The organism is Arthrobacter sp. MMS24-S77, from assembly GCF_054888235.1.
The window spans coordinates 779,893-806,582 of sequence record NZ_JBTZRN010000001.1; the positions used below are offsets into that span (position 1 = coordinate 779,893).

Annotated in this window: 24 protein-coding genes; 23 read left to right on the forward strand and 1 reads right to left on the reverse strand. The window is 66.0% G+C overall.

Translation table 11 applies throughout. The annotated features are described in order from the left end of the window. Positions 1–75: 75 nt before the first annotated feature. The 12 genes from ACX5I4_RS03585 to ACX5I4_RS03640 are packed head-to-tail and all read left to right on the forward strand — an operon-like array spanning position 76 to position 10,069. Positions 76–417 carry a flagellar basal body rod protein FlgB gene (locus tag ACX5I4_RS03585; protein ID WP_461835445.1) on the forward strand — a complete coding sequence of 114 codons (342 nt, stop codon included), beginning with the start codon at positions 76–78 and terminating at the stop codon, positions 415–417. Further along, positions 417–809, forward strand: coding sequence for a flagellar basal body rod protein FlgC (locus ACX5I4_RS03590; RefSeq protein ID WP_461835446.1), 393 nt, complete (start codon positions 417–419; stop codon positions 807–809). Before ACX5I4_RS03585 ends, ACX5I4_RS03590 begins: the two co-directional genes overlap by 1 nt. Beyond that, positions 809–1,162, forward strand: a complete 354-nt coding sequence (gene fliE, locus ACX5I4_RS03595; RefSeq protein ID WP_461835447.1) for a flagellar hook-basal body complex protein FliE — start codon at positions 809–811, stop codon at positions 1,160–1,162. Before ACX5I4_RS03590 ends, fliE begins: the two co-directional genes overlap by 1 nt. Further along, the gene (fliF, locus tag ACX5I4_RS03600) at positions 1,162–2,781 is read left to right on the forward strand and encodes a flagellar basal-body MS-ring/collar protein FliF (RefSeq protein ID WP_461835448.1); all 1,620 of its coding nucleotides are present in this window, start codon (positions 1,162–1,164) and stop codon (positions 2,779–2,781) included. Before fliE ends, fliF begins: the two co-directional genes overlap by 1 nt. Beyond that, positions 2,778–3,812, forward strand: coding sequence for a flagellar motor switch protein FliG (gene fliG / locus ACX5I4_RS03605; protein ID WP_461835449.1), 1,035 nt, complete (start codon positions 2,778–2,780; stop codon positions 3,810–3,812). The genes fliF and fliG overlap by 4 nt, the downstream gene beginning before the upstream one ends. Beyond that, complete coding sequence (locus ACX5I4_RS03610) at positions 3,802–4,416, forward strand: FliH/SctL family protein (RefSeq protein WP_461835450.1); 615 nt, start codon at positions 3,802–3,804, stop codon at positions 4,414–4,416. The genes fliG and ACX5I4_RS03610 overlap by 11 nt, the downstream gene beginning before the upstream one ends. Continuing rightward, on the forward strand, positions 4,413–5,741 hold the full coding sequence (locus tag ACX5I4_RS03615; RefSeq protein WP_461835451.1) for a FliI/YscN family ATPase: 1,329 nt from the start codon (positions 4,413–4,415) through the stop codon (positions 5,739–5,741). Before ACX5I4_RS03610 ends, ACX5I4_RS03615 begins: the two co-directional genes overlap by 4 nt. Continuing rightward, positions 5,738–6,163, forward strand: a complete 426-nt coding sequence (locus tag ACX5I4_RS03620; RefSeq protein ID WP_461835452.1) for a flagellar FliJ family protein — start codon at positions 5,738–5,740, stop codon at positions 6,161–6,163. The genes ACX5I4_RS03615 and ACX5I4_RS03620 overlap by 4 nt, the downstream gene beginning before the upstream one ends. Then, positions 6,160–6,822, forward strand: a complete 663-nt coding sequence (locus ACX5I4_RS03625) for a C40 family peptidase (protein ID WP_461835453.1) — start codon at positions 6,160–6,162, stop codon at positions 6,820–6,822. The genes ACX5I4_RS03620 and ACX5I4_RS03625 overlap by 4 nt, the downstream gene beginning before the upstream one ends. Continuing rightward, a complete protein-coding gene (locus tag ACX5I4_RS03630; RefSeq protein ID WP_461835454.1) occupies positions 6,822–8,372 on the forward strand; it encodes a flagellar hook-length control protein FliK in 1,551 nt (516 codons plus the stop codon). The genes ACX5I4_RS03625 and ACX5I4_RS03630 overlap by 1 nt, the downstream gene beginning before the upstream one ends. Positions 8,373–8,388: 16 nt before the next feature. Then, entirely contained in the window at positions 8,389–8,850 is a 462-nt protein-coding gene (locus ACX5I4_RS03635; protein WP_461835455.1) for a flagellar hook assembly protein FlgD, read from the forward strand. A 46-nt stretch (positions 8,851–8,896) separates the two neighbouring features. Then, on the forward strand, positions 8,897–10,069 hold the full coding sequence (locus tag ACX5I4_RS03640; protein ID WP_461835456.1) for a flagellar hook protein FlgE: 1,173 nt from the start codon (positions 8,897–8,899) through the stop codon (positions 10,067–10,069). Positions 10,070–10,129: 60 nt separating this feature from the next. Here ACX5I4_RS03640 and ACX5I4_RS03645 read toward each other — a convergent pair whose 3' ends face one another. Beyond that, positions 10,130–10,813, reverse strand: coding sequence for a TetR/AcrR family transcriptional regulator (locus ACX5I4_RS03645; protein WP_461835457.1), 684 nt, complete (start codon positions 10,811–10,813; stop codon positions 10,130–10,132). Positions 10,814–11,054: 241 nt separating this feature from the next. On the opposite strand from ACX5I4_RS03645, the gene ACX5I4_RS03650 reads away from it, so the two are divergent. The 11 genes from ACX5I4_RS03650 to ACX5I4_RS03700 all read left to right on the forward strand — a co-directional run bounded on the left by ACX5I4_RS03650 (position 11,055) and on the right by ACX5I4_RS03700 (position 26,608). Continuing rightward, positions 11,055–12,569 carry an amino acid permease gene (locus ACX5I4_RS03650; protein WP_461835458.1) on the forward strand — a complete coding sequence of 505 codons (1,515 nt, stop codon included), beginning with the start codon at positions 11,055–11,057 and terminating at the stop codon, positions 12,567–12,569. Between the two features lie 42 nt (positions 12,570–12,611). Then, positions 12,612–13,499, forward strand: coding sequence for an urea amidolyase associated protein UAAP1 (locus ACX5I4_RS03655; protein ID WP_461835459.1), 888 nt, complete (start codon positions 12,612–12,614; stop codon positions 13,497–13,499). Then, a complete protein-coding gene (locus ACX5I4_RS03660) occupies positions 13,496–14,167 on the forward strand; it encodes an urea amidolyase associated protein UAAP2 (protein ID WP_461835460.1) in 672 nt (223 codons plus the stop codon). Before ACX5I4_RS03655 ends, ACX5I4_RS03660 begins: the two co-directional genes overlap by 4 nt. Further along, positions 14,164–17,805, forward strand: coding sequence for an urea carboxylase (uca, locus tag ACX5I4_RS03665; RefSeq protein ID WP_461835461.1), 3,642 nt, complete (start codon positions 14,164–14,166; stop codon positions 17,803–17,805). Before ACX5I4_RS03660 ends, uca begins: the two co-directional genes overlap by 4 nt. Further along, positions 17,802–19,730: an allophanate hydrolase gene (gene atzF, locus ACX5I4_RS03670; RefSeq protein WP_461835462.1), complete on the forward strand. Its 1,929-nt coding sequence runs from the start codon at positions 17,802–17,804 to the stop codon at positions 19,728–19,730. The genes uca and atzF overlap by 4 nt, the downstream gene beginning before the upstream one ends. A 175-nt stretch (positions 19,731–19,905) precedes the next feature. Then, a complete protein-coding gene (locus ACX5I4_RS03675; RefSeq protein WP_461835463.1) occupies positions 19,906–20,700 on the forward strand; it encodes a DeoR/GlpR family DNA-binding transcription regulator in 795 nt (264 codons plus the stop codon). A gap of 249 nt (positions 20,701–20,949) precedes the next feature. Further along, positions 20,950–22,272 (forward strand): amino acid permease, encoded by a 1,323-nt coding sequence (locus tag ACX5I4_RS03680; RefSeq protein ID WP_461835464.1) that lies wholly within the window; start codon positions 20,950–20,952, stop codon positions 22,270–22,272. After that, positions 22,224–22,478 (forward strand): hypothetical protein, encoded by a 255-nt coding sequence (locus tag ACX5I4_RS03685; protein ID WP_461835465.1) that lies wholly within the window; start codon positions 22,224–22,226, stop codon positions 22,476–22,478. Before ACX5I4_RS03680 ends, ACX5I4_RS03685 begins: the two co-directional genes overlap by 49 nt. Beyond that, positions 22,475–23,890, forward strand: coding sequence for an FGGY family carbohydrate kinase (locus ACX5I4_RS03690; RefSeq protein WP_461835466.1), 1,416 nt, complete (start codon positions 22,475–22,477; stop codon positions 23,888–23,890). The genes ACX5I4_RS03685 and ACX5I4_RS03690 overlap by 4 nt, the downstream gene beginning before the upstream one ends. 17 nt (positions 23,891–23,907) lie before the next feature. Beyond that, positions 23,908–25,533 (forward strand): FAD-dependent oxidoreductase, encoded by a 1,626-nt coding sequence (locus ACX5I4_RS03695; protein WP_461835467.1) that lies wholly within the window; start codon positions 23,908–23,910, stop codon positions 25,531–25,533. Beyond that, complete coding sequence (locus ACX5I4_RS03700; protein WP_461838637.1) at positions 25,433–26,608, forward strand: NAD(P)/FAD-dependent oxidoreductase; 1,176 nt, start codon at positions 25,433–25,435, stop codon at positions 26,606–26,608. Before ACX5I4_RS03695 ends, ACX5I4_RS03700 begins: the two co-directional genes overlap by 101 nt. Positions 26,609–26,690 lie beyond the last annotated feature (82 nt).

Here is a 26,690-nt window from a genome sequence, read left to right on the forward strand (position 1 = left end):
GAAGTTGAGCAGGGATTGCTCGATGCGCGGCCACGGATCGGCCTCTTCATATCTATTTCGCGAAGGCAGGCCGTCGTGTTCGATTCAGTGACTTCCGTTGCTCTTGGTAGCGCGCTCGACGGGCTGACATTGCGCCAGCGCACCATCGCCAACAACATCGCGAACATCAACACCCCGAACTACCATGCCAAAAGGGTCCAGTTCGAGGACGCGCTCGCAGCCTCTGTGCGCTCGGGCAACGGGTACGCCGCGCCCACCATCTCGACGTCGCAGGAGCCCACCCAGCTCAACGGCAACAACGTGAACCTGGACACCGAAACCCTTTCCAACATCGACACGGTGCTGCGGTACCAGTTCGCGGCCCGGGCCGTCGGCGGCGAATTCACGGCCCTCCGCACGGCCATGAGGACCAGCTGATGACTTTTGATGCGATCGGCATTGCCGGTTCCGCCCTGACCGTGCACCGTAAGTGGCTCGACGCCGTCTCGGACAACCTGGCCAACATGAACACCGCGACCCGCAGCAACGGCAAGGCGTTCCAGGCCCGCTACATCGAGGCCGCCGAGGGCAGTGACGGAACCGGTGTGTACGTCAAGGGCACCCCTCAAGGCAGTGCAACAGGCAGGCTCGTATACCAACCTGATCATCCACTGGCCGATGCCCAAGGCTATGTCCGGTACCCGGACATCGACCTCGCCGAACAGATGGGTTCCCTGATTGTGGCCCAACGCGGTTACCAGGCCAACGCCCAAGTGGTGGACCGTGCCCGTGAGACTTACCTGGCAGCGCTTGAGATAGGAAAATCCTGATGGCATTGGATCCGATCGGTGCAATTCAAGGCGCCGGCAGCGGGCTTGGCGTGCAAGGCGTCAGCGGCACCGGCTACGCAAGTAGCACCAGTAACGCCAACGGAACCACCGGAATCGCCGGGGCGGCGGACAGCAACGGCTTTGCGACGGCGCTGACCGGCGCCGTGGACAACCTCCAGTCGCTGCAATCGACGTCGAACCAGCTGGCAGTGTCCGCTGTGACGGGCAACCTTGATGACATCCACAAGGCGACCATCGCGGCAACGCGCGCCCAGATCACCGTGGAACTTGTAGCCACGGTACGGAACAAGGGCGTTGACGCATTCAACGAGATCATGAGGATGCAGGCCTGATGCCTCCACAGATTGCCGCCTTCTTTCGCAAGCTCGGTGATGGATTCAAGGGGTTCACCGCCGGGCAGCGAACTGTCGCCATCATCGGCATCGCCGTCTTGGTCCTGGGTGGCGTGGCCTTGTCAGCATGGTTGGGCAAACCGTCCTACTCGCCCCTGTTCTCCGGATTGAAGGACACCGACGCCAACGGGATCGTGGAGCAGCTGCGCAAGGACAATGTCCCGTATGAGCTCAGCAATGGCGGTTCCACCATCCTGGTTCCCGATAGCAAGGTCAACGATGAGCGGCTGAAAGCGGCTGCAGCGGGCCTTCCCGCGGCCGCGGCCACCGGCTATTCGCTGCTGGACAAGCTCGGCGTGACCTCGTCCGAGTTCCAGCAGTCCGTCACCTACAAGCGCGCGCTTGAAGGCGAACTCGCTACCACCATCCAGGCCATGGACGGCGTCAAGACCGCCGCCGTGCAGCTCGCAATTCCGGCAAAAACAGTGTTCGTGGACAAAACCCCGGACGCCACTGCATCGGTGTTCGTTGAAACGCAGCCGGGCGTGACACTGTCTGCGGACAAGGTCCAGGCGATCGTGCACTTGACCTCCGCATCGATCGAAAACCTGAAGCCAACCAATGTGTCCGTGGTGGATTCCCAAGGCAACGTCCTGTCCACCGTGGGCGGGGGAGCCACGGGGTCCTCGTCCAAACAAGCGGCCGACTATCAGCAGCGCACGTCCGATTCGGTGAGGGCCGTCCTGGACAAGGTGGTGGGACCCGGCAACGCCACCGTTGCCGTCGCCGCCGACGTGACTGCAGAGTCCGCCCAACAGCGCAGCGAGACGTTTTCCACGGCCAAGGACGCTGTTCCGCTGAGCGAGACCACCAAAACCGAGAAGTTCACGGGAACCGGCGGCGGTGCCTCCGGTGTCCTGGGACCGGACAACATCGCGGTGCCGGGCGGCACCAACGGCAACGGAACCTTCGACTCCAGCGATACCACCAAGAACAACGCGGTCAACAAGGTCACGGAAGACCGCACCATTCCGCAAGGTGCCGTGAAGCGCCAAACCATCTCCGTCGCCATCAACCAGTCCGCGGCGGCAGGACTCAACGTCAACTCGGTCAAGGCGCTGGTGACTTCTGCCGCCGGCATAGATCCTGCGCGCGGCGACGTGGTAACCGTTGAAGTGCTGCCCTTCAGCACGTCGGCTGCGGACGCAGCGGCACAAGCGCTGGGCGCGGCCAAGGCCCAAGCCGATGCCAAGCAACAGTCCGACCTGATGAATACGCTCATCCTGGCGGGCAGCATCCTGCTGGCAGTGGTTGCGCTGATTGTGCTTGTGCTCATCCTTTTGCGGCGCAGGCAGCAGCGCGAACCGGTTGACCTTGGCGAACGGCTGGACTACGAGATGCTACCCGTCGCCGTCACGACGCCCGCGCTCGAGGGACCGCCCGCGACGACCGCCATCGAACTGCCGCCGGTCCATCCCGTTCCCGCCTTGCCGATGCCAGGCGCCGAAGCGCTCGACGGCGAGCGGCGCCGTGCCCAGATTGAAGCCATGGTTGCCGAGAATCCGGCCCGGACCGCCGAGTACCTCCGTGGGCTCATGGACGAAAAGCAGCCGGTATGAGGGCGGGAGAGCTCGGTTTGGAAGTAGGCGGCTTGACCGGCGCCCAGAAGGTGGCCGTGGTGCTGATGCAGATGAGCCCGGCCAGCGCGGCCTCCGTCATGACCCAGTTTTCAGAGTCCGAGGCTGAGGACATTGCCGCTGAGATCGTGCGCTTGCGCCGCGTCTCCTCGGCGGTGGCGGACCACGTCATGACCGAGTTCCATGAACTTGCGGTCAGCGGACGCCGGACTGCCCGCGGCGGCCAGGAATTCGCCGTCGGGCTCTTGGAAGCGTCCTTCGGTGCGGATAAAGCGGCAGGCTTCATGGACCGCCTTGCGTCCACGATGGCCGGGAAGTCCTTCGAATTCCTGGAAATGATGGATTCCGGGCAGCTTCTGGCCCTGATCGACAGTGAGATGCCCCAGACCATTGCTTTGATCTTGGCGCACCTGCGGCCGGGCAAGGCTTCCGCGGTCATGGCCGGTCTGGGTGACGTCCAACGGAGCGAGGTGGCCCGTTGCATCGCCACGATGGGAATGGCGTCACCGGAGGCCGTTGGGATCGTGGCGGAGACCCTCAAAGTGCGTGCCGGCGCGGTCATGTCGCAAAGGAAATCGAGCGAGATTGTCGGTGGCATCCAACCCCTCGTCGACATCATCAACCGATCCGATGTCAACACGGAACGCTCCGTACTGGACGGTTTGGAGACCCTCGACCCGGAGCTGGCCACCGAAGTGCGCGCCCGGATGCTGACTTTCGTGGACATCGTGAAACTGGAACGCCGCGACATCCAGCAGATCTTGCGCGGAGTCAATGCCGAAGTGCTCGCCGTCGCCATGAAGGGTGCGCCCGCCGTGGTGCTCGAAGCCGTGCGCACCAATGTGTCCGGCCGGAACCTCGAGATCCTCGAAGCCGAGATGGCTTCCGCCGGGCCGGTGCGCGCCTCCCAGGTTGAAGAGGCCCGGGCAGAAATTGTCCGTTCCATCCGGGAGTTGGAAGCCGAAGGCGCCATCGTCGTCCGGCGCGGCGAAGAGGACGACTATGTCTACTGAGGCTGAGCTCCAGAGGGTGGTCTTCCCCGACGTCCAGCCAGCCACCCGGTCCCTCAAGGAGGACCGGGGCTACACCCAAGGACACGCAGCAGGTTACGCTGCCGGGATACAGGCCGCGGCGCTGGAACAGCGGCGCCTTCGTGAGCAGCTCGAAGCTGAACACCGCGCAATGCTCGACGCCGGGCGGCAGGCGGTTGCGGAAGCTGTCCGGGCGCTTGAAGCGGCGGGAGCGGCGGCCCGGCAATACCGCGGCGTTGCGTTGGAAGAAGCGCAGGATGTGTTGGCGGCCAGTGCGATTGACCTTGCCGAAGCCATCCTGGGCTATGAACTCGAGACGGGTCGGAACACTGCCCGCGCCGCGTTGGCCCGAGCCCTCGGCGTTGTGTCAGGGGTGGAAACTGTGACGGCCATCCGCTTCCACCCGGCAGACCTCGCCGCGCTGTCCGCCGTCGACGTCGGGAACGTGGCCGGCGTCGAACTCAAATCCGATCCGGCACTCAACCCCGGAGACGCGATCGCGGAATATCCTCAGGGTTGGCTGGACGCCCGGCTCAGCACCGCTTTGGACAGGGCCAAAGCGGCCCTGCTGGGGAACGACGCATGATCACGGAGTACCGGCCGCACGCTGGCCGGTTCGGCGCAGCCCTCGCCGCCGCCGCCCCGCAACGCGTGGGCATGGTGACGTCGGTGCTTGGCCTTGGCTTGGAGGTCTCCGGGCTGGACTGTGCCGTGGGAGACCTGGTGACGGTGGGCGGGGCACCCGGGCTCGACGCCGAAGTGGTCGCTTCGCTCAGCGGTTCCGTACGCTGCATGCCGCTTGGACGGCTGGCCGGAGTGGCCGCAGGAGACGCGGCACGTGCCAAGGGCAGCCCGGTCCTGGTCCCGACCGGACGCGGTCTGTTCGGGCGGGTCTTGGATGGGCTAGGACGTCCGATCGACGGCAAAGGCCCCTTGCCCGCCAGCCCCATGGTCCCTTTGGACAACGAAGCGCCGTCGGCCATGCACCGCGCCCGGGTGGACACCCCGCTGCAGACCGGCGTCCGTGTCCTGGACACCTTGGCCACTCTCGGCCGCGGACAGCGCATGGGGCTGTTCGCAGGCTCGGGCGTCGGAAAGTCCTCGCTGCTGTCCATGATCGCGCGCGGCACGGATGCCGAAGTCTCGGTGATTGCCCTGGTGGGGGAGCGCGGCCGTGAAGTGCGCGAATTCCTGGAGGACGATCTCGGCCCCGAAGGCCTGGCCCGTTCCGTGGTTGTTGTTGCCACGTCTGATGAGCCGGCCCTCATGCGCCTGCGCGCCGCCGTCACGGCCACCCGGATCGCCGAATCGTTCCGCGAATCCGGCCAGGACGTGGTGCTCATGATGGATTCGCTCACCCGGGTGGCCATGGCCCAGCGCGAAATCGGCCTCTCCGCCGGTGAGCCACCCGCCACCCGCGGTTACCCGCCGTCGACCTTTTCGGTGTTGGCGCGGCTCCTGGAACGCGCGGGGACCGCCGAAGCCGGCTCCGTGACGGGCATCTACACGGTGCTGGTGGACGGCGACGACCACAACGAACCGATCGCCGACGCAGCCCGCTCCATCCTGGACGGGCACGTGGTCTTGGACAGGAAGCTGGCTGTGACAGGGCACTTCCCCTCAGTAGACGTGCTAGGTTCGGTGTCCCGCGTGGCGTCCAAGGTCAACACGGCCGATCGCACGGCGCTCGCGGCCTCCCTGCGGAGGATCCTTGCCGCGCGGCGCGGCGCCCAGGACCTGATCGACGTCGGCGCCTACCACCGGGGCAGCAATCCCTTGGTTGATGCGGCGCTGGACCACGAAGCCGACATCAACGGGTTCCTGCAGCAACGCATGGACGAATCCACCCCCTACACCGAGTCCTGGCCGGAACTCTTCCGACTCTCAGCAAGCCTCGAAGGAGCCGTGTGAACCGTCAATTCTCCCTGGCCGGGCTCCTGCGCCTGCGCCAGACGCAGCAGGACGCCGCCGCCAGCGGACTGGCCCGCGCCAACGCGCGGTCCGCATCCTTGCGGTCCCGCCGTGCCACCGCCCGCGAGGAACTGGCTGAGTCCGCCGGAAATGCCGGCAGCTCCGCCTCCCTGTTGGCGATAGCCGCCGCTCGCGCCTCCGCGCAAAGCATGTTGGCCGAGCTTGACGCCTTGGCCGCCAGCGCGGAAGCGGACGCCGCCGAGGCCGGCGCGGAATACACCGAAGCCAAGCGTCGCGCGGTAGGGCTGGAGAAGCTCGAAACCCGCCACGGAGCCGCCTTCGAGGCTTCCGCGCTGCGCGCCGAACAAGGCGTGCTGGACGAAATCGCGTCCTCCGCGTGGCACCGAAAGGCCACCTCATGAGCATGACCGAGGCGATCGGGCGCATCCAAAGCATCGAGTCGATGCTGCAGCAACTGACCCAGGGCATGCGTCCGCAGTCCTCCACGGGGACGGGGGGCTCTTCCGCAAGCACCGCCTCCTCCACGGACGCGGCATCCTTCGCGCAAGCGTTGAGCACGGCGGTCGGGGGCTCAACTGCGGCGGACATGAGCCAGCTCGCCTCGTCCCTGGGGATTGGCAGCACTACGGGCCTCAGCGGTGTGGCAGGTGCGGGCGCGCTCGCGGGCGTCAGCACCGCCACGGGCGGAGTCACGGGTGACGCCGTGGTGGCCGCCGCCAAGAAATACGTGGGCGTGCCCTATGTTTGGGGCGGTACAAACCCCGCGGTAGGCATGGATTGCTCCGGCTTTGTGCAACGGGTCTTCAAGGATCTCGGCGTCGAGCTGCCGCGCGTGGTCAGCGACCAAATGCAGAAGGGCACGCCGGTGGCGTCCTTGGCCCAAGCAAAGCCCGGGGATCTCCTGGTGAGCTTCGGCGGCGAGCACATCTCCATCTATCTCGGCAACGGCAAGGCGATCGACGCGCCCGTGCCCGGACAGACCATCCAGATCCGCGATGCGTGGGAGCAGCAGTCCAATCTGACCGCGATCCGCCGTATTGTCCCCGCGGGAGGCTCGTGATGCAGTTGCCTTCTGCCAGTGCCGCCCCTCCTCGCCTGCCGTCCCCTGGGCCGGCGGCGGCCCCGTATGCCGGCTCGGCCGCCGGTTTTGATGCCGTGATGGGCGGCGTGCTGGCATCCGGTGCGAATGCTTCCGGCGGAAAGCCATCCGGGGCGAAGGAACAGCCAGCATCCGACGACGGCGGGCCGGGAAAGTCTGCCGCCGACGGTTCCGGGACGGTTGCGCGCCCCGTTGAAACACCCCTGGTTGAACCCCGCCCTGATAAACAGGGAGAAGCCAAGGACACCAAAGGTGCGGCTGATCCAGCGAATACGGTGGCCGCCGCAGGAGCTTGTGCTCCGAACGGACTCGCGATTGCCGGAATTGCGTCCGTAAGTCCTGCGGCGCCGGGACTTGCGCCGGGCCTCGCGTCGGGTCTCGCGTCGGGCAAAGAGGGTGTCTCCGCCGGTACGGCTCCGCTCGAGTCGGCTGCGGGAACGCTGGCAACTAGCAATGGTGCGGCGGTGGCCGGGGGAGCGGCTTCTGGCGGGCCCGGCTTGGCAGCCGCCCCGGTAACCCTGGGTGCAACAGTTCCTTCGGGGCCGGATGGTGTAGCGATAATTGCGGGGAACACGCCGTCTTTGGGAACCCTGCCTTCGGGGAGCACTGCCCCTTCCACGACCCCGGTTACTTCCGCCACTGCTCCTTCGGCGTCGGTAGCTCTCCCGGCCGGAAACCCGGGCCCAAACCCGGGCCCAGGCTCAGTCGCGTCGGGCACAATTCAGCCAAGTTCAATTCAGGCAAGCGCACTCCCGACGGGTTCAGCCCAACTCGGTCCCGCCCGGCCGGGTCCGGTGCAGCCAATAGCCGCGCCAGCCGCCTCTGGCCCGGACTCTGCCAACCCTGAAGCTTCCGCCAGCACCACCGCAGCCTTGGCAGGGGAGGCCGGCATCGCCGTCGTACTTCCTCCCGCGAAACCCGGAACTCAACAGGACCCGCAACTGCTCGGTGGCCAGGGTACCCCTGCCGCGGCAGCCGGCATTCCGGCCGGAATTCCGGCTGTCCTGCCGCCAGCGTCGCCCCTCCAGCAAATTGCCTCGCCCGTTACCCCGGGGATGGCCATGCCGGCGCCCCAGGCAGATCCAGCCAAGCTGCTGCCCCAGGTGGCCGAACCGCTGTTCTCCCTTGCAGCGGGGGAGCCGGGACGGCACGTGATGACGCTGAGGCTGTCCCCGGAAGACCTGGGTCCGCTGACTGTCCGGGCGCACATCGACGGCGCGGGGGTGCGGATCGAGTTGTTCGCCCCCGGGGAAGCTGGACGGGAGGCAGTGCGCAGCATCCTGCCCGAACTACGGCGCGGACTCGGGGAATCCGGCTTCGGCGCCAGCCTTGACCTGTCCGAACACAACGCTCCGGCAGATGCCGGCGCAAGCGGCTCGGACGCTCGCGACCGGCGCCGGGCGGAAAGCCCCGCCTTCCCAAGGGGCAGTGGCGGCGAGCCGGTTCGCTTGCCGCGGACCGCCGTCGTACTTCCCCGAAGCAGTACCAGCAGCCTGGACATTCTCGTCTGATGAAGGAGAACCAACAGTGACCATCCAAGCCATCGCGGCAAACAGCGGAGTCCAGTCCGGAACCGCGGCGTCTGGAATCGCAGCGTCAGGAACCACCGCGCCGAAGCCCGCGCAGACCATGGACTCGAGCATGTTCATGTCCCTGCTGGTGACACAGCTGAAGAACCAGGACCCCAGCGCGCCCATGGACACCAACCAGATGATGGGCCAGACCATCCAGCTGTCCATGATGGAGAAAATGACCGAACTCTCCACCGGTGCCAAGGAGAGTTTCTCGCTCCAGATGCGTACCGCTGCGGCACAGATCATCGGCCACAACATCAGCTACGCGCTCGCCGACGGAACCAAGGGATCCGGGGTGGCGAGTTCGGTTTCCTTCGCCGGAGGAGTCCCCACCGTGACGGTCGCGGGAGTGAACATTCCGCTCGATTCCATCAGCGGGATGGCCTCCGCGGCCTCGCCCGCACCCATCGCCTGACGCTCCACGAACTTCCGCCCCGAACCACCCGAAGAAAGGCCACACCATGCTTCGTTCGCTGTACTCCGGAATCTCCGGCCTCCGAGCCCACCAGACCATGCTGGACGTCACGGGCAACAACATCGCCAACGTGAACACGGCCGGGTTCAAGGCTTCTTCCACCCAGTTCCAGGACACGCTCTCCCAGATGACGCAGGGCGCCGGTGCTCCGCAGACCGAAACCGGCGGCACCAACCCTGCCCAGATCGGTTTGGGCGTGCGCGTGGCGGCGGTCAGCACCAACTTCAGCCAGGGTTCATCGCAGAACACCGGGCGTGCCACGGACATGATGATCTCGGGCGACGGGTTCTTCATCACCAGCAAGGGCGGCCAGCAGCTCTACACGCGCGCCGGCGCCTTCGACATGGACGCCGCGGGGCGCCTCGTGAGCCCCGACGGCGGCATCCTCCAGGGTTGGTCCGCCGCCAACGGCGCGGTGAACGTGGGAGGTCCTGTCGGGCCCATTGCCCTGTCGCCCAACACCACGGCAGCCGCCGTCGCCACCACCAAGGCTTCGCTGGACGGCAACCTGCCGTCCGACGCCGCCGTCGGGACCAGCGTGGAGCGCCAGGTCAAGGTGTACGACGCCGACGGCGCCTCCCGCAGCCTGACCCTGACGTTCAGCCGTTCTGCGGCCGGCTGGGACGTGGCCGGAGCAGACGCCAACGGCACCTCGGGCAACTCGACCCTCGCGTTCACGAACGGTGCCCTGACCTCGGGCGGCACCATGACGGTCGGCGGGATCACGGTGGACATGTCCAGCGTCACCGGCTTCGCGGCGATGAGCACGCTCACCGTCGGCAGCCAGAACGGCTCCGAGGCGGGAAAGCTCGAGTCCTTCACCTTGGGCGGGGACGGCTCGCTCATCGGTTCGTTCAGCAACGGCAGCAAGCAGGTCCTTGCACGCGTGGCGCTAGCCCGCTTCACCAACCCCGGTGGCCTCGAGAAAGCCGGCAGCTCCACCTACGTGGCGAGCGCCAACTCGGGTGCGGCCCAGTTGGGCGCACCGGGCGACGCCGGAATCGGCACCTTGACTGCCGGTTCGCTGGAGATGTCCAACGTGGACCTGTCCCAGGAATTCACCAACCTGATCGTGGCCCAGCGCGGCTTCCAAGCCAACGCCCGCATCATCACCACTTCGGACGAGGTCCTGCAGGAGCTGAGCAACCTGAAGAGGTAGGAGTTCGGGAAACACCCAGGGCTCCGGCGAGTGTCTTGTTGAACTCGCCCACTGGCAGACCTACCCGAATTCGCGGATCAGACCTGCGCTCACGGCCCGTACCTCATCAAGGTCTGCGGCCATCCCGGCGAGGACAATTCCGGCGTCTGCCGTCTGGATGGCTGAATCGGCGCCGACGAGGCCATCGGCGCGAAGATTGATCAGTGATTCCACCAGGCGGAAGAGGAGATCGCCAAGCGATGCCGTGCCCTGCCGGTGGCCCGCCGGGCTGAATTCCTCCAGGTTTAGGCCCAACTCCCGGTACACCTGCCGGAGTTGCAGCCTGTCGTCCATGAAGCGCTGGAACCTCGGGGCGCGGGCCTCCGGCAGATGGTAGAGGACGCCGAGGTTCCAGCGGGCACTGCACAGCTGGTTTCCGTCGTAGAGCGCCACCGCGTGCAAACGGGCCGCCGCGGTTCGGGGATCGGACGGCGGCGGACCGGCATGTACGGCGCTCGCGAAGGCCAAGCCTCCTGCCACGGTTCCGTCCAGGAGCTCCGCCAGAATGTCGTCCTTGGTGCCGAAATGGTGGTAGAGGGATGACTGGCGGATCCCCACAGCGTCGGCGATCGCCCTGGTGGAGGTGTTGGCGAACCCCTGGCTTGTGAAAAGTTCGGAGGCGGCATCCAGGATCTCGTCCCGGGCCGTGGCGCCAGGGCGCACGGGTTGCTGTTTGCGGGGTCTGCCCGGTCCGGCTGAGGTCACCCCACATTCTTACATCGCCAAGGACGCCTCCATGCCCGATTCCGTCGTCGTCGGGCCGGGCCTGCCTCCCGGTGAGTTCATGTTCACAAGCAGGAAATGCGCCGTCATCCACCTTTTACATCGGCGAAACGGAAGCGGGACATCCCGCTGGAAAACTATCAATTGACCGGTATTACGGAAGGCTCTCAGAGATTACCGCTTCCGAGGTCACCATCCCCCCGTTCCAGACACGGAGAAACCGATGACTTCCACCCTTTCGATGGCGGCCGCCCACGCCGACGATGCAGACCTGGCGTCGCTCGGCTATCAGCCGACGTTGCATCGCAAACTTGGCCGCTACGCTTCCTTCGCCGCAGGTTTTTCGTTCGTCTCCATCCTGACCACCATCTTCCAGTTGTTCGGTTTCGGCTACTCCTTTGCCGGGCCGGCCTTCTTCTGGACCTGGCCAATCGTCCTCTTCGGCCAATTGCTTGTGGCGCTGAACTTCGCCGAACTGGCCGCGCGGTACCCGATTTCCGGGGCCGTTTACCAGTGGTCGCGGCGGGTCGGCGGCGAAGCCGTTGGTTGGTTCGCCGGCTGGTTCATGTCCATTGCCCAGGTGATCACTGCCGCCGCGGCGGCCATCGCCCTGCAGGTTGTCCTGCCCCAGCTTTGGGACGGGTTCCAGCTCGTCGGCGGCGACCCGGCATTGAATACGGTCACGGGGGCGAGTAATGCCGTTATTCTCGGCGCTGTGCTGCTGGTCGCGACCACGGCGATCAACGCCGTCGGCGTGAAGCTCATGTCGCACATCAATTCGATCGGGGTCACCTGCGAGCTGGTCGGCGTTGCCGCGGTGATCCTGGCGCTCGTTTCCGTGGCGCAACGCGGCCCCGACGTTGTCCAGGACACGCAGCTCGTCAGCGGTTCGGATCTTGGCCCGGTGGGCGCGTTCCTTGTTTCGGGCCTGATGGCCGCGTACGTGATGGTCGGGTTCGATTCCGCGGGCGAGTTGTCCGAGGAGACCAAGAATCCGCGGCGCACCACGCCCCGCACCATCATCTCCGCCCTCCTGATCTCCGGACTTGGCGGCGGGCTCATGATCATCGGTGCGCTGATGGCCGCCCCGAGCCTCGACGACGGCAACCTGGCCAGCCAAGGCCTGCCCTACGTGCTGACCGCCGTCCTCGGGACCTTCTGGGGCAAGGTCCTGTTGGTCGATGTCGCGATCGCCATCTTCGTCTGCACCCTCGCCATCCAGACCGCCGGTTCACGCTTGGTCTTCTCCATGGCTCGCGACCGCCAGCTCCCCGCCGCGGGCGCTCTGTCCGCCGTCAGCCCGCGCAGCGGCACCCCGCTGTGGCCTTCGGTCATCGTGGGCCTCCTCGCGATCGCCGTCCTGGCGATCAACATCGGCAACGCCGCGCTGTTCACGTCCCTGTGCAGCGTCTGCATCGTGATGCTCTACCTCGCCTACCTGCTGGTCACAGTGCCGCTGCTGATCAACCGGCTGCGCGGAGACTGGGACCGTACGGGCAAGACGATGCCCGAAGGGCTGTTCTCGCTCGGACGCTGGGGGCTTCCGGTCAACATCCTCGCAGTCCTCTACGGTGCCCTGATGGTGGTGAACCTCGCCTGGCCCCGGCCCGAGGTCTATGACCCCGCTGGCGAAAACGGACTGCTGTTGTTCTCCGCTCCGCTGATGGTGGGCGCCGTGCTGCTCCTGGGCATCTGGGTGCGGAAGAGGAAGGCAGCTGACCTCACACCGGCGGACTGACGCCGTCACCAAATCGAAACCGCCACGCAGAAACGAACTGACATGACACAGACCCTCGAAACCACTGAAACGGCCGTTGGGACGGCGACGACGGCGGGCGCCCGCGCCCATGCACGCTCGCAGCATGGCCGAACTGCGGACACCATGATCCACGTGTCCGCAACATCGGTCCCGGATCGCCTGACGGCCGGACTGGATGCCCAGTCACGCGACGCCGTCACGTGGGCCGAGTCGCTGGCCTTCGGCCGCTACACGCACATGGAACTTGCGCGAGGGACGCGGATCCGGCTGACCGACTCCGACGGCGACGCCTGCGTCCACGCGGTTCTCTTCCGCAGCGGCTCCCACCACGAGCGCATCAACGTCGCGGATACCGTCAAGGTGCCGTGGCAGGCCTACCTCGGGCAGGGCCACCCGCTGCTTTCCGACGCCGGCCGGCTGATGGCCACCGTCGTCGCCGACTCCTCGGGGAGGCACGACGCCCTCACCGGCACCACACACCGGGCCGGCAACGAGGCGAAATACGGCGCCGGCAGCGCCCACAGCGCGTCACCGGCCGGCCGCGAACTGCTGACCCTTGGCGCACTCAAGCACGGGATCAGCCAGCGGGAGCTACCGCCGTCGCTGTCCTTCTTCAAAGGCATCACGGTCGGCGCCGACGGCGGCATCCGGTTCGGCGCCAGCGCCGGTGCGGGAACCGCCGTCGAACTCCTGCTCCACATGGATTTGGTGCTGGTGCTCGCCAATACCGCCCATCCCCTCGACCCCCGCCCGGCCTTCACCGGCACTGGAGTGGACATCGTCGCCTGGCAGGCACCGCAGGACCTCCGGGCCCTCGCCGCCGGAGAACTTGGGCTAAAACCGGGCCCCGAGCACCTCCTGGCCCTGCAGAACACCGAACACGACCACAAAGCGAGGACCTCCGCATGAACGCCACCATTGCCACAGCTCCCCAGCCCGACGTCCAGTCCGCTGCGCTGGTGTCAGGACAGGTCATCCTCGACGAATACGTCGAAGCCCGTGGCCCTTGGTCGGCCGTGGTCGCTGCAGGGGATGTCCTGACCATCGTGGACCTCGAGGGCAACCAGGCCGTGGATTGCCTGCTGTACTCGGCCTCCGACGTCGCCACTCGTTACTCTGCCGCCGTCACCATTGCCGCCCAGCGGTCCATCATTCTCACCACAGGCTCCGTCCTCCGCTCGGACGACGGCGACGCCCTGATGACCGTGGAGGCTGACGAGGTGGGTGTCCACGACACCATCGGCGGAGCGTGCTCCCAGGAATCCAACACACTGCGCTACGGCCAGCACACCCACGAACAGCATGCCTGCGTGGAGAACTTCCTGATCGAGGGGTCCAAATGGGGACTGGGAAAGCCGGACATCGTCTCCAACATCAACTGGTTCATGAACGTGCCGGTCGATCCCGACGGAGCCCTCGGCATCGTGGATGGGCTATCCGCTCCCGGCAAGCGGGTGGCGCTCCGGGCCGAAACCGACGTGCTGGTCCTGGTCTCAAACTGCCCCCAGATCAACAACCCCTGCAACGGCTTCAATCCGACGCCCGTGCGTATGATCGTCACCCGCCCGGAGGCATGACCGTGAACCGTTTCGATACCCTGCTCGTCGCCAACCGTGGCGAGATCGCCTGCCGCATCATCGAGTCCGCCCGAAAACTCGGGCTGCGAACCGTCGCAGTATTCTCCGAGGCGGACCGCGGCGCCAAGCACGTTCGCCTCGCAGACGAAGCGGTGCTGCTCGGACCGGCACCTGCCAAGGAGTCCTACCTCCGGGTCGATGCCATCCTGGCGGCTGCCGCCTCCACCGGCGCCGGCGCCATCCACCCCGGTTACGGTTTCCTCTCCGAGGATGCCGGGTTCGCCGAGGCCGTGGAAGCCGACGGGCTGGTGTTCGTCGGCCCGACCCCCGAACAACTGCGGATCTTCGGCACCAAGCACACCGCCCGGGACGCCGCCCAGCGAGCGGGCGTGCCCATGATCGCCGGTTCCGGTCTGCTTGAAGGCCTCGACGCCGCCATCGGAGCCGCCGGGGAGATCGGATTCCCGCTGATGCTAAAGGCAACAGGTGGTGGCGGCGGCATTGGCATGGCCGTGTGCCGGAACGAAGCAGAACTGACGGAAAGCTACGCCCGCGTGGCCCGCCTCGCGAGTTCCAGTTTCGGCACCGCGGGAGTGTTCGCCGAGCGCTACATCGAACACGCCCGCCACGTGGAGGTGCAGATCTTCGGCGACGGCGAGGGCCGGGTCGTAAGCCTTGGCGACCGCGATTGTTCCCTGCAACGTCGGCACCAGAAGGTGCTGGAGGAAGCGCCAGCTCCGGGCCTGCCGGCAACGCTCCGGGAAGAGCTCCACCGCAGCTCCCGTGCGTTGTGTGCCTCGGTGGGCTACCGCTCGGCGGGGACCGTGGAGTTCGTCTACGATCCCGTCCGGCAGGAGGCATCCTTCCTCGAGGTCAACGCCCGGCTCCAGGTGGAGCACCCGGTCACCGAGGCGATCACCGGCGTCGACCTCGTGGGGTGGATGCTCGACCTGGCCCAGGCACGGCCCGTCCTCGCGGGAGTCCCGGAAAGTGTTCCGGTGACAGGCCACGCGGTCGAAGCCCGCATTTACGCCGAGGACCCTGCCCGCAACTTCCAGCCCAGTGCGGGAACGGTCACCAACGCGCAGTACCCAAGCCCCGACGTCGCGCGAGTGGACGCGTGGGTGGAGACCGGCAGCGAAGTGTCCACCAACTACGACCCCTTGCTGGGCAAACTCATCACCTTCGGTGCCAGCCGGGATGCCGCGCTTGACGCCCTGTCAGATGCTCTCGCTCAGACCCGCATCGACGGCATCGAAACCAACCTGGGCATGTTGCGCGCAGTGACCGGGCTCGACGCGGTCCGGGCCGCGAACCATTCCACAGGAACCCTGGACACCGTGGGCGATCCCGAACCCCGCATCACCGTGGAGCGCCCGGGCCTCCAGACGAGCGTGCAGGACTGGCCGGGCAGAACCGGACTCTGGAAGGTGGGGGTGCCGCCCAGCGGTCCGATGGACGATCTCTCCTTCCGCCTGGGGAATAAGGCCTTGGGCAACCCGGAGGGTGCGCCAGGCCTGGAATTCACCATGGCGGGGCCCGCTCTGAGGTTCACCCACGCCACCACCGTGTGCGTGACCGGGGCCGACGTCGAGCTGACCGTCAACGGCTCCGCGGTCGCCGCTTGGGAACCCATCACCGTCCCCGCGGGCGGCCTGCTGGACATCGGCTCCGCCGAAGCGGCCGGGTTACGCGGCTACGTCCTGTTCCAAGGCGGGCTCGACATCCCGCAATACCTCGGCAGCGCCTCCACTTTCGCCCTCGGCCAGTTCGGCGGCCACGGCGGCCGCGTGCTCCGCGCCGGTGACGTGCTGCGCACCACTTGCGGGCTACCGGCCGATGTTCCTTCGCAGCCGGTTCCCGCCGCGAGCCGCCCCGCCCTCACGTCCCACTGGGAACTGATGGTGGTCGAAGGTCCGCACGGCGCCCCGGAGTTCTTCCGGCGCGAGGACATCGATGAACTCTTCGCGACCGATTACGAGGTGCATTTCAACTCGGCACGGACAGGTGTGCGGCTGATCGGCCCCAAGCCGCGTTGGGCACGTACCGACGGCGGCGAGGCAGGCCTTCACCCCTCCAACATCCACGACACCCCCTACTCCGTGGGCGCCCTCGACTTCACCGGCGACACCCCCATCCTGCTCGGCCCGGACGGCCCGAGCCTCGGTGGCTTCGTCTGCCCGGTCACGGTGGTGACCGGAGAACGCTGGAAGCTCGGCCAGCTGCGTCCAGGCGATAAGGTCCGCTTCGTGCCGGTGACGGACTCCCAGGCTCCGTCGGCGAAGGACCTTGGACCGCGGCGGCAGTTGATCCTGCCCGGTGGCGCCGGCGACGACGGCGTGCTGCGTAGCGTGGCGGGAAGCGAGGGACGGCCCGCGGTCACGTACCGCCGTTCCGGAGACGACAACCTTCTGGTGGAGTTTGGCGACATGGTGCTGGACCTCGGCCTGCGCGCGCGGGTCCATGCCCTGCACCAGCGCATCGAGCAGCTCCGCGTCCCCGGAGTGGTGGACCTTACGCCCGGGATCCGCTCATTGCAGATCAAGGTGGATCCGTCGATTCTGTCCACCCGGCTCCTGCTGGGCCTCGTCCAGGAGATCGAGGCCGCATTGCCCGCAAGTTCCGAGCTCGTGGTGCCGAGCCGCACTGTCCGGTTGCCGCTGTCCTGGGACGACCCCGCTACGCGAGAGGCGATCGAGCGCTATATGACCGGTGTCCGGGACGACGCTCCGTGGTGCCCGTGGAATATCGAGTTCATTCGCCGCATCAACGGCCTGGGTTCGGTGAATGACGTTTTCGACACCGTCTTCAACGCCGAATACCTCGTGCTCGGCCTTGGCGACGTGTACCTGGGCGCGCCCGTGGCCACGCCGCTTGACCCGCGGCACAGGCTGGTCACCACCAAGTACAACCCTGCCAGAACCTGGACGCCGGAGAACGCGGTAGGCATCGGCGGGGCCTACATGTGCATCTACGGCATGGAGGGCCCCGGCGGCTACCAGTTTGTCGGCCGCACCACCCAGGTATGGTCCCGCTACGCCGAGACCGCACCTTTCGAGCCCGGATCGCCGTGGCTGCTGCGCTTCTTCGATCGCATCTCCTGGTACCCCGTCAGCCCCGAAGAGCTGCTGGACCTCCGCGCCGACATCGCCGCCGGCCGCGGACGTGGGGTCGAGATCGAGGACGGCACCTTCTCCCTTGCCGAACACGAGGCCTTCCTGGAGGAGAACCGCGAATCGATCGGCGTCTTCAGGGAGCGGCAGGCGGCGGCCTTCGCGATCGAGCGGCAGGCCTGGGAAGATGCCGGCGAGTTTGACCGCGCCGATGCGGCAGCCGCCGTCGCCGTTGCTGATCCCGGCGAAGTGGTGGTGCCCGACGGCGGAACACTCGTTACGGCGCCGTTCGCCGCGAGCGTCTGGAAGGTGGACGTCGCACCCGGAGACCGCGTGATCCAGGGACAGCCACTGGTTTCCCTTGAGGCCATGAAGATGGAAACCGTCCTGTCAGCTCCGTGCGACGGCGTGGTGCACCAAGTCCTGCCGACCGCCGGTTCCCAGGTTGTGGCCGGTGAAGCCGTAGTAGTGCTCGTCGGCGCCGACGAACTGAGCGAACGTGAATTGGAAGAGGCAGCAGCATGACCACTCAGGGGACAACGATCGGTGCAGGGCCCGCCGCCAAACGCGTACGGGACGCGCTGGCCGCCATTGACGCCGTGGACCGGCCGGAGATCTGGATCGAAATCCGCGGGGAGGAAGAGTTACTGGCCGAGGCGTCCCGGATCGACGCCGCGGCGGCATCCGGTGCCGAACTGCCGCTGGCCGGGCTCCTGCTGGCGGTCAAGAACAACGTGGACGTCGCCGGTATCACGACGACGGCGGCCTGTCCGGGGTTCGGGCATGAGCCGGCGGCGGACGCGGTAGCAGTGGCCCGGCTGCGCAATGCGGGCGCACTGGTGCTGGGCGTGACGAACCTGGACCAGTTCGCCACGGGCCTGGTGGGCACGCGGAGCCCCTACGGTCCAGTCCGGGATTCACGCCGGCCTGACCGGATTTCCGGCGGTTCCAGCTCCGGCTCTGCCGTTGCCGTGGCGTTGGGACTCGTGGACATCGCCATCGGCACGGACACCGCCGGGTCCGGCCGTGTCCCGGCCGGACTACAGGGAATCGTCGGTATCAAACCCACACTGAACGTGGTCTCCACCGCCGGTATGGTCCCGGCCTGCCGATCGTGGGACACGGCCACCATCCTCGCCCGGGACCTGGACACTGCCGAACTCGCGATGGGCGTCATGGCGGGGCAGAGCCGGACGTGGCCCCCGGACATCCGGTTGGCCGCTCCCTCGAAGCCGCGTCTCGCGTATCCGGCGGACCTCCCGGCCTTGGATCGCGCCTGGGCCGCCGAATTCGGCGCCCAGATCGATCGTCTGCGCGCTACTGGCGTGGAGGCCGAGCCGATCGAATTTGGCGTCTTCCTGCAGGCGGCACGGCTGCTGTACGACGGTGCGCTGGTCGCCGAGCGCTATGCCGCCGTCGGGAGTTTCATCGACGGCGCGCTTTCCGGGGATGCGGCCTCCGGCGTCGGGCTGGATCCGACCGTGGCGGGGATCGTGAGTGCGGCCGGCGAGGTGCCCGCCCACCAGTATGTGGCGGACACCGAGGCGCTGGAGGATCTGAAGCGGGAGGCGATGTCCCGGCTTGAGGGCTTCGACGCCCTGATCGTGCCGACAGCGCCGTTCCATCCGACGCTGGCGGAGGTCGCTTCGGATCCGGTCGGCGTGAATTCCCACATGGGCACGTATACGAACTTCTGCAACCTGTTCGATCTGTGCGCGGTAGCTGTTCCGGCCGGCGTTGTGGAGGACAGTAGCGGAACCGACGGCGGGGCGCCGGGGGTATCGCAGTTCGGCCTCACGGTGGTCGGCCGGACCTTCGACGACGCCGTCGTTGCCGACATCGCGCGGCGCATCGAGCACACCCCGGCGAGGCCAGGGCTCTTCGCGACCGGCGCCGCGCCGGCATCTCTCTGCTCGCCGCGGGTGCCGTGGCCCGTAGCGGCCGGAGCCGCCGTCGTGCCCCTGATGGTGGTGGGCGCCCACCGGAAGGGCCAGCCGTTGGTCCCGGATCTGGAACGGCGCGGAGCCTTCTGGGACGGTCCGGTCAGGACAGCGCCCCGGTACAGGATGGTCTCTCTGGACACCCAGCCGCCCAAACCCGGCGTGGTCCGCTCCGACGACGGCGCCGAACTCGCCGCTGAGCGATGGCTGCTCTCCGAGGCGGGCCTGGGATCCTTCCTCGCAGAGCTGCCCGAACCCATGCTGTTGGGTTCTGTACTGCTGAGCGACGGTTCGAGGGCAGTAGGCTTCGCGTGCGACGCGGTCGCCGCGTCCCGGGGCAAGGACATTACGGACCTTGGAGACTGGCTGGCAGCCCAAGCGGTGAGCAACTCCTGCTCCACGGCGGAGGCCGACCGGACGGCGGACCTTGAACGGGAACCGGCGTGGAAGGGCGTCTGGCGCGAGGTCGGAAAGGCACTTGTCAGGGGGCTGCAGCGGGGGAGAGCTTAGGGAGGCGGAATCTCACTGTTGGCAAGTTGTGGAAATTGTTGCAAATTCGTATGATACACACAGAATTGCATTCTGAATGACAACTCCGGCTGGGCCAAGGTGACCCCAGTCGGTATACCGGCGAAGCCGGGCAGAAGCCAATGAGTAGAGGGCACTGAAGTTGATGGTTAGTCCAATGAAGGAGCCGGCCGAGGTCAGGCGCCGAAAAATCCTTGAGCTCGTGAGCGAAGGGGAATTCCTCAGGCCCGCCGACATTGCATCCATGATGTCTGTCTCCGGAGAGACAGTGCGCAGGGATCTCATGGCTTTGGAGCGCTCCGGGGAGCTCAAGCGCATCCACGGCGGGGCTATGCCCCCTGTCAAAGTGACAGATAGCGAACCCGACAGGGCCAATCGCTCCATGGAAAATCCGCGGGAGAAGGACGAGATCGGGGCAGCCGCGGCGGCGCTGGTCGGCGACACCGACACGATCTTCCTCGATGTCGGAACCACCGTGGAGGCCGCGGCGAGGGCACTCTCCCCAACGTTTCACGGCATAGTCATCACCAATAGCCTAGTGGTGGGATCCATCCTCAGCGACCGTCCAGAAGTCGAACTGTATGTGCTTGGCGGTCGTGTGCGCGCGGGAGAGATGACAACATACGGTCCGGACGCCCTTGCGCAGGTCCGCAGCTTCAACGCGAACTGGGCATTCCTCGGCGCTGGAGGAGTGGATGTCCGGGCCGGCCTTACCGACTATTCATCTGAGGACGTGGCAATCAAGCAACTGATGATTGAAAAGTCCGCAAAGACCTACGTCCTGGCGGTAGGCGACAAGCTGGGACGCATCGCCGTCCGCCACGTCTGCGACCTGGACGAAATACGGGGCGTAGTTACCGATAGCAAGGCCAGTAGTACCAGAATCAAGTCCCTGAAAGACGCCGGTCTTGAAGTCTTCCAGGGCGGCGCTCCGGGAGAGGCGTCCCGCTAGTTTCCCGTCCGGCCGCCACCCTAAACCGGTCCGATCCTGCCAGGTCCTGGCCGGCTCTGATTGCAGTGAAGATACCCCGTACGAAAGTGCGGGGTATCTGTTTTTGAGGATGATCGTGGAATTGTGTGGACATGTGCTTCACCAGCTTTGGCCGTCAAATCCCGCAAAATCAAGGAAATACCGAACGATTGTGACGTCCATAACAATCACCCCTTGACGTCCGAATCTCTCGGATCCATACTTTTCCTTATGAATCCTCATAAATCCACACGACTTGTGGACGGCACAGACACAGACGTCGAAGAGTACGGCTACAAGCAGGAAATGAAGCGCGGAACGGGTCGCTTCGCCTCTTTCGCTGTTGCCTTCGCGTTCGTTTCCATTGCCACGGGCATCTTTACTACCTATGGTGCCGTTCTTAACAGCTCCGGGCCCGCGGGCATCTGGACCTGGCCGATCGTCACGGTGGGGCAGCTCATGGTCGCCCTCATTTTCGGCTCATTGGCCGCCCGCATCCCGGTGACCGGCTACTCGTACCAGTGGATGTCGCGCTTGGCCAACCCCGTCCTGGGTTGGATCATGGGCTGGATCTCCTTCACGTTCCTTGCGATCGTGGTTGTCGCAGTCGACTACACCATCGCATCAACGGTCCTGCCTGTTCTCCTCAGCTACGAGGGAACCCCTGCGAACGCCTGGCTTATCACCAGTATCGTGCTCGCTTTGCAGGCCTTGTTGGTTGCCTTTTCCACCCGCTGGACCGAGAGGGTGAACAACTTCGCCGTCTCGGCCGAACTCATCGGCATGATCCTGCTCGTCGTGCTGCTCATCGTCGTCGGGGCTGTGGCCAAGGAACTGAACGTCGGCAATCTGTTTTCGACGGGCGCCCTTCCCGCGCAAGACTACTTCAGCGTCGGATCCTTGCTCCACGTGGGGCCTTGGATGATGGGGACTTTGCTGGGCGCGTTCACGATCGTGGGATTCGAATCCGCCGCTAACCTCGCAGAAGAAACCAAGGACCCCGCCAGGGTGGTGCCCCGCGCCATGTGGCAGGCCGTCCTCGCCTCCGGCATCCTCGGATTCTTCTTCCTCTTGGCGATCACCTTGTTGGCCGGCGATCCCGCAACCCTGGCCGGGTCCGGAACGCCGGTAGCAGACGTCATCAACCGTGTTCTCGGGCCGGTCGTAGGCACTGCGCTGCTCGTCATGGTGGTCATCGCGATCTTTGCTTGCGGCATGGTGATCCTGATGACCGGCGTCCGGCTCGTCTGGGCCATGTCCCGCGACGACCGCTTCCCGGGCCACGCCGTGTGGCGCAAGGTCTCACCGCGCTTCGGAACCCCCACGGCCGCGACGGGGCTCATGTTTGTCCTCGGTGAGCTGATCCTCGGCCTCTTCGCCTTCCAGACCGACGCACTCTTCAGCCTTTTTGGTGCCGCTACCTTGCTGCCAGCGGTCATCTACGCTTCCACGGTCCTGCTGTATATCCTCAAGCGCAAGAGCCTTCCCCCAGCAAGGGATTCACCTTGGGCAAGTTCGAGGTACCCGTCATCATCCTCGCCGCCGTGTGGTTGATCTTCATGCTGTCTATTTTCAGGGACGCATCCTTCATCAACTCCTGGCTTTACGTGGCCATCATGGTGGCAATCGGCGCTGTCTACCTGGTCTTTCTGCTCATCCGCCGGGGAGGTCCGTCCGGACTCGCCATGCCCGATCTGCACTCCATCGATGCCGAGTTGGATGCCGACGCCAAACATTCGGAAAGGGCGCATCGCAAATGACCACCGTTCTATCCATCGACCAGGGCACATCCGGAACCAAAGCCGTCGTCGTCGACGGCAGCGGAAAAATCCTGGGCTTGGCCGAACAAACAGTCCGGCCGCACTACCTACCCGGCAGCGGCGTCGAACAGGACCCGCAGGAACTGCTCGACTCCGTCCTCGAAACGGGAAAAGCCGCCGTCACCCAATCCGGTGCATTGATCGATATCGTCACCATCGCCAACCAAGGGGAAACCGTCTTGGCCTGGGACCCCGCGACCGGCAAGCCACTGTCCAATATGATCGTGTGGCAGGACCGGCGCGCCGAAAGCATCTGCGCCGGCCTTGCCGAACATCGGGACGAATTCGCAAGCCGTACCGGCCTGATCCTCGACCCATACTTCTCCGCCCCCAAGCAGGCTTGGATCCGGAAAAACGTCACCCGGGACGGTGTGGTCACCACCTCGGACAGTTGGCTCATCCACCAACTAACCGGAGAATTCGTCACCGACGTCAGCACGGCCAGCAGGTCCCTGACCACCGATCTGGACAGCAGGGAATGGGACCACGAACTGCTGGACCTGTTCGAACTCGGGGACGAACCGCTCCCCAAAATTCTGCCGTCCGACGCGATTGCGGGCTCAACGAGTGCCTTCGGCGGGCTCATGGCCGTCGGCGGCCTCATTGTGGACCAACAAGCGGCCCTCTTGGCGGAGAACTGCCTCGAAGCCGGCGAAGCCAAGTGCACCTTCGGCACGGGCGCGTTCCTGCTGGCCAACACCGGAACGTCGGCAACACGCTCGACTGCCGGGCTCGCCGCATCGGTTGCCTGGACGGTCAAAGACAAGCCCACCTACTGCTTTGACGGGCAGGTGTACACGGCAGCCTCCGCCGTCAGGTGGCTCCAAGGAATGGGCTTCATCAAGTCAGCTTCCGAGCTCGACGTCGTAGCTGCCGCCGACTCCGGCGGCGTGCTCAGCGTCCCTGCTTTCGCAGGCCTCGCTGCGCCGTGGTGGAGCCCGGAGGCCAAAGCCTCCCTCACGGGAATGACCCTCTCCACCGGGCCGGAACATGTCGTGCTCGCCGTCCTGCAGGGTATCGCCGCGCAGGTCGCCGAACTGGGCTCCCTCGTCGCTTCAGACATCGGCCATCCACTCCAGCGGCTGCGGGCCGACGGCGGGCTGACGCAAAGCCGGGTTCTGATGCAGGCCGTCGCCGATCTCATGCAGATAGAAATCGACATCTACCCCTCCCAGCACGCTACGCCCCTGGGCGCGGCGGCCCTGGCCAGAGTGGCCCTTGAACCGTCCCGCACACTCCAGGACGCCGTCGTTCCCTGGACCCCCAGCACTGTCTATGAACCGAAGTGGTCGGCAGACCAAGCAGCCGAGTTCCGCGCGCGGTGGGCAACCGCCGTCGAGGCAACCCGGTGACGAAGGAGAACACCCATATGAGCAACACCCAAAACAAAACCTACGATGTGGCCGTCATCGGCGCCGGCATCGTGGGCTCAGCCATCGCACGGAAGCTGGCCGGGTACCGGCTCAGCGTCGCGCTCCTGGACGCGCGGGAAGACGTAGGGGACGGTACGAGTAAAGCCAACACGGCGATCCTGCACACAGGATTCGACGCCAAGCCCGGGACCCTCGAGTCGAAGATGGTGCACGAGGGGTACCACTTGCTCTCCGAGTACGCCAAGCAGACGGGAATTCCGGTCGAACACACCGGCGCCATCCTGGTTGCGTGGGACGACGAGCAGCGCGACGCCCTGCCCGGACTGAAGGAAAAGGCCGAGAAGAACGGATACGCCAAGACCGAAATCATCGACGCGGCGGAAATCTACCGGCTACTGCCCCATCTGGGCGAGGGCGCCCTCGCCGGGCTCTCCGTTCCTGATGAGTCGATCATCTGCACCTGGACCACCAACCTTGCCCTGGCCACCGACGCTGTGCAACGCGGAACAGAGCTCCTGCTCCGGCGTCGCGTCACCAGCATCGACCGGGCCGACGGCGTCACGCACCTTTTCACAAGCATCGACCGGATCAGCGCCCGCTGGGTAATCAACGCGGCGGGGCTGGGCGGAGACACGATTGACCAGCTCTTCGGCTATGACCGGATCCACCTGACCCCCCGCCGCGGCGAGTTGCTTGTGTATGACAAGCAGGCACGGCCCCTCGTGGACAAAATCGTTCTGCCAGTGCCGACGGCATTGGGCAAGGGCGTGCTGGTCAGCCCCACCATTTACGGCAACGTGATGCTGGGCCCCACCGCTGAAGACCTCAAGGACCGCAGTGACACGGGAACGTCGGAGAGCGGCTTTGCCTTCCTGAGAGGCAAGGGCGAAAAGATCATGCCCAAACTCCTGGAAGAAGAGGTAACGGCCACTTATGCCGGACTGCGTGCAGCCAGCGATTACCCCGACTACCTCATCGAAGTCGACACGGAGCAGCAGTACGTGATTGCAGGCGGGATCCGCTCCACCGGCCTGACCTCCGGTATCGCCGTCGCCGAGTACGTCGCCGAACAACTCCGGGCATCGGGCGCCATCCAGCTGGTGGAGCGCGACAACCTGCCCGAACCACCACACATGCCCAACATTGGCGAAGCTTTCCTCCGCCCCTACCAGGACGCAGCGAGGATCGCGGAAGATCCGGCGTACGGGAAGATCGTGTGCTTCTGCGAACGTGTCACCGCCGGTGAAATCCGGGACACCTTCAGTTCACCGATCCCACCGTGCACCCTCGACGGGCTGCGCCGCCGGACCCGTGCCCAGAACGGCCGGTGTCAGGGCTTCTTCTGCGGCGCGGAAGTAGCCGAGCTTCTCGAATCCCGGGTAAGAGCGCCCATGTCCCCGTTAATCCGAAAGCAAAGGCTGCCAGCGTGGAGGTCACCAAGTGAGCACCAACGGAACGGTCCTGACCCCGACCGTCCTGATCATCGGCGCCGGACCGTCGGGCCTGCGGGCTGCAGCCGAACTGGCTCCGCGCGTGAGCGGCGAAGTCCTCGTCCTCGAACGGGAAAGTGTCGCCGGCGGCATCCCTCGGCACAGCGACCACCCCGGCTACGGAATCCGTGACATGGGCAAGTTCATCGACGGGCCCAAATACGCCCGCATTCTGCGGGAGCAGGCCACCGCTGCCGGTGCAAGGATCCTCACCAACGCTATGGTCACCGACTGGGCAGGAGAGCGTTCCGTCAACGTCACGATGCCCGACGGGCGAGTGCGCGTCGACGCAAACGTGATCATTCTCGCCACCGGCGCCCGGGAACGGCCCCGCCCTGCCCGGCTCATTCCAGGTGACCGCGGCAAAGGCATCTACACCACCGGGCACCTGCAGAACATCGTCCACCTCAAGCACGGCAAGGTGGGCAAACGGGCAGTCATCGTTGGTGCAGAACTAGTCAGCTGGTCAGCTGCCATGAGCCTTAGCCACGTCAAGTGCAAGACAGTCCTGATGACCACCGAATACCCAAAGGCGGACGCCTACCGGCTATTCAGCGGACCCGGAAAGCTGTTCTTCGGCACCAAAGTGGCCACACGTACGAGGGTCACGCGGATCATCGGAAAGCCGAACGTACAAGGTGTGGAGATCGAGGACATCGACACCGGCGAACGACGGATCGTCGAGTGCGACACCGTCATCCTCACCGGCGACTGGATCCCGGACAACGAACTTGCCCGGGCGGCCGGCGTCGAGATCGACCCTGTCAGCAAATCACCATTGGTGGACGCGGCATTGCGGACCAACAAACCGGGCATCTTTGCCGTCGGCAACATGCTGCACCCGGTGGATACCGCCGACGTCGCGGCCCTCGACGGCGCGGCCGTAGCCGAGCACGTCGTCAACTACCTCAGGGGCGACCGGCCAGCCGGCGCACCGCTTAGTCTCACGGCCGATGCCCCGTTCAGGTGGGTGGCGCCAGCCCTTCTGCGCCAGCACGACCCCGCACCGCCCCGCCGTCGTCTTCTGCTCTGGAGCGATACGTACGTCCCGTTCCCCGAAGTAGTCCTGCGCCAAAACGGCACCGTCATTGCCCGAAAGCGACTTTGGTGGCCCGCAGCACCCGGCCGGGTTTTCCGCGTCCCGTCCAGCCTCCTCAGCCAGATCAACTGGAACGACGGCGCCGTCACCATCGGCCTCGCCAAATAGCCACCGGCCCTCGCCGGCGCCGTGCCCCACTCGTGGGGGCACGGCTGGACCATGTCCGGCGCCCGCCGGGCAAACCCTCAAT